At 38.4% G+C, this 2,917-nt stretch carries 6 protein-coding genes; 2 read left to right on the top strand and 4 right to left on the bottom strand.

The window, feature by feature from the left end; genetic code table 11:
• Positions 1-357 (top strand): hypothetical protein (locus PR800_RS19525; RefSeq protein ID WP_272531266.1); only part of this gene is annotated, 357 nt, incomplete at its 5' end.
• A gap of 125 nt (positions 358-482) precedes the next feature.
• On the opposite strand, the gene PR800_RS19520 is transcribed toward PR800_RS19525, so the two are convergent.
• The 3 genes from PR800_RS19520 to PR800_RS19510 all read right to left on the bottom strand — a co-directional run bounded on the left by PR800_RS19520 (position 483) and on the right by PR800_RS19510 (position 1,364).
• Positions 483-785 carry a helix-turn-helix domain-containing protein gene (locus PR800_RS19520; protein WP_166185716.1) on the bottom strand — a complete coding sequence of 101 codons (303 nt, stop codon included), beginning with the start codon at positions 783-785 and terminating at the stop codon, positions 483-485.
• Between the two features lie 74 nt (positions 786-859).
• Positions 860-1,126, bottom strand: coding sequence for a helix-turn-helix domain-containing protein (locus PR800_RS19515; RefSeq protein WP_166185714.1), 267 nt, complete (start codon positions 1,124-1,126; stop codon positions 860-862).
• A gap of 13 nt (positions 1,127-1,139) precedes the next feature.
• A complete protein-coding gene (locus PR800_RS19510; protein ID WP_166185712.1) occupies positions 1,140-1,364 on the bottom strand; it encodes a hypothetical protein in 225 nt (74 codons plus the stop codon).
• Between the two features lie 695 nt (positions 1,365-2,059).
• Between PR800_RS19510 and PR800_RS19505 the strand changes: the two genes are divergently transcribed.
• Positions 2,060-2,500, top strand: a complete 441-nt coding sequence (locus tag PR800_RS19505; protein ID WP_272531265.1) for a hypothetical protein — start codon at positions 2,060-2,062, stop codon at positions 2,498-2,500.
• A gap of 231 nt (positions 2,501-2,731) precedes the next feature.
• On the opposite strand, the gene PR800_RS19500 is transcribed toward PR800_RS19505, so the two are convergent.
• Positions 2,732-2,917: hypothetical protein (locus PR800_RS19500; RefSeq protein WP_272531264.1), on the bottom strand; the 186-nt coding region annotated here is incomplete at its 5' end.

The following is a 2,917-nucleotide window of genomic DNA, read 5'->3' as shown; positions in this document are numbered from 1 at the left end:
CCTGTATTTGGTCGCTCAAAAATGTGGTGGTCAGACGTTTCGCTTGACGGGGGGCTTTGCCCCCAAAACGAAACTCGTTCACTGGGGTTCACTTGCCATCGCTGGGGCGTGTCATTTCGTTTCGGCTCCCCCTGTTTTTCCCTTTCTTCGCTGGACGCTCATCAGGAGAAAAACAAAAAGCCTACCGCCCTCGTTTTACTCGGTTGGTCAAATCGCTTCTTGCCACAAAACAAGTTTGTGACTTTCAGCGATTTCGCATCGTTTTACTTGTCAGTTTGCATGATGTTAAAAACGCACTCAGAAGCCCGTAAAACCGTTCTAAACTTTCAGCGTAGATTTGGGTGTTTTATAGGGTGATCGTGTCTTAAAATCGTTTTGAGGGGCTTTAATGGGGATGAACGGGCGGTTTTCGCTAACTAACTCGCCCGTTTAACATAAAAGGGATTAATGGCACTTCATAATTGGTCGGCTATATCATTTTTTTATTTATTATTATTGATTGAGTTTTCCAGCTCTACAGCTCTAAATTTAGTTGTGTAGATAGCGTTAAATTCAATATCAGATTCACTTAAAAAAACATGTGTTATTAGTTTATCGAGTGATATGTGCAGTGCTTTGCAGTAAAAAATTAAAAATTTTACTGTGAAATTGTGCTGACCCCTTTCATACCGAGATACCTGTTGTTGACTAATATTTAGTATTTCAGCTAATTCTGCTCCTGATAACGAATTTAAGATTCTTTCATTTCTTAAGAATAAGCCTAATTTTTCATTTATATCATTCATATATAACTCGCTGATTATTATGTTTTTATTTTTTTTGCAAAAAAAAACTGGTTAATGTCACGTCGAGATTTAAATCAAATATTGATTACAGGGGTTCTACATAGAGAGTCTTCTTCTTTGTTATAAATTTTCGTTATTCTTGTAAAGAATAATGCTATATCTGTATCTAAAATAATTAATGAATTTATTAGAGTATCGATATCAATTTTATTTACACATCGCTCATATCTAAATAATTGCTGCTCTGATTTGTTTATTAACTTAGCAAATTGCCCGAGATTATAGCCTGTTTCCTTTCTTAATTTTTTTAGTTCCTTGCCTACACACTCTGCATTATCCATTATCCATTATCCATTATCCATTATCACTCCTAAGTTGGGTTTTATTTTTATTTACTACATACTTGTAAAATGAAGCTTCACTAACATAAATCCCAGAAAAACTGATTTCATCTATAATGCTAGACCAGCTTCTCCCTTGTGCTTTTTGGATCATAATGTCGTGATACAAGTGATTTAGTATTTCCTCTGTTGTTACTTTTGGTTTTTTTTCGATAAATTTTTTTATTTTTTCTTTCATTTTTAATTTCTTAGGTAATTAAATGGTCCTTAGTTAAGGATAGATTAAATTTTAGATAAAAAAAGCCTAATGCCCCAATGTGGTACTAATCAAAATGGAGCGAAGCGACAACGTCATTCTGTCTTTGCTTTTCCCCATGATCGGTTATTGGGTCATGGCTTCTTAGCTCTTTAATCTCGCTAAGTCTGGTTAGGTTGGGCTTCTTTCAACACTTCGCAATCCAAGAAATCCCTAGTCCGTTGATTGGTGCTCTTATCAGGTACGCACTGTAATCTTTCGATACCGCAGCGTGATTCGGAGGCAGAGCCGGAATTTCGTTTTCCGGTACGTTTTACTACCACAATTTGCCTGTTTATCCTTTCGGAGACCGGGCTAAGTCCGAGTCAATCAAGTGGTGCATTTGGATTAATGTCGTTGAATGGTTTTAAGGAAGTAGTGACAAGCTAGCTTCCCATTGCTAAGATTGGATTGTTGAGGTCTGAATCTTAGCAATGAATGCACCGAATCAGATTAGCAGAGCCGAAGTGATGTCACAATCATTTCGGCTCTGTGCCTTCTAAAGTCCAGAAAAAAATCCTTTATGTTTTCAACTCGCAACGCTCGCCGCAAGGCGTGAACTTGTTTCACGTCGAGGAAGCGGAATTTCCCGAAAGCCTTATAATATCTCCGTTCACACATCATCGGAGGGGATCACTATGTCTCAATTATTTCGTTTGGCATCGCCAGCAGATTACGAATACATCGAAGAAATAAAATTATGGGAATTGTCATTTGATAAGCGACCCGTGCAGGGCGTTCGTTGTGAAGATCCGGTGATCGGGGCAGAAAAATACAATCAAGGGCGTGAAAAATTTAAGGCGTTAGCGTCACGACATAAAAAACGCTGGAAACCGAACGGATTGACCTTTTCGGAGTTGATCCGCTGGGCAATAGAGTGCGGAACTCCCGAACAATGTCAGCTTGTTTTAGCGTTATACCATTGCACAAACGATGATGATTATCAGACGATGGGAATTCAGTTAAGTCGAAGTATCGATAATGCAAATGTCAGCCCGATCATCTTTTTCACAGGTAAAAATCAACGGTTATTAGGTGATGTTTCGATGCTTAAACAGCTCGAGGAAAAGGCAGGTTAATGTCATGTTTGTTTATTATCCTGTGTATTATTCCGTATCTTATTCTATCTAATTTCTCTCTAATACACAGAATAATACAGAGAATAAGATACAGAATAAGAGATAGACACAAGATGACGTTGTGTCATTTCTCACTCATTAATCTACCCGTTATTCTACCCATTACTTTACCCGTTATTTCACCCAATTTAGGTATAACGGGCAGAATAATGGGTAAAATAACGGGTGGAATCATAGTTTTACTAACTTACACCCCATGATACTTTCAGTATCAATGCCACTCATTTTCTGGACGAAAATGAATGACATAAGGCTTCGCCCTCTGGCTATTTGTCTTCGGCTGGACGCCTGCGAAAAAAGCCATTCACCCAAGCCCGTCAAACTCACTGCGTTCGTCTGACCACCCCCTTTTTTCGC

It is taken from the genome of Providencia sp. PROV205 (assembly GCF_028479505.1).
In the GTDB taxonomy this organism is placed as follows: domain Bacteria; phylum Pseudomonadota; class Gammaproteobacteria; order Enterobacterales; family Enterobacteriaceae; genus Providencia; species Providencia huaxiensis.
This window is presented reverse-complemented; position numbering and strand designations above follow the sequence as displayed.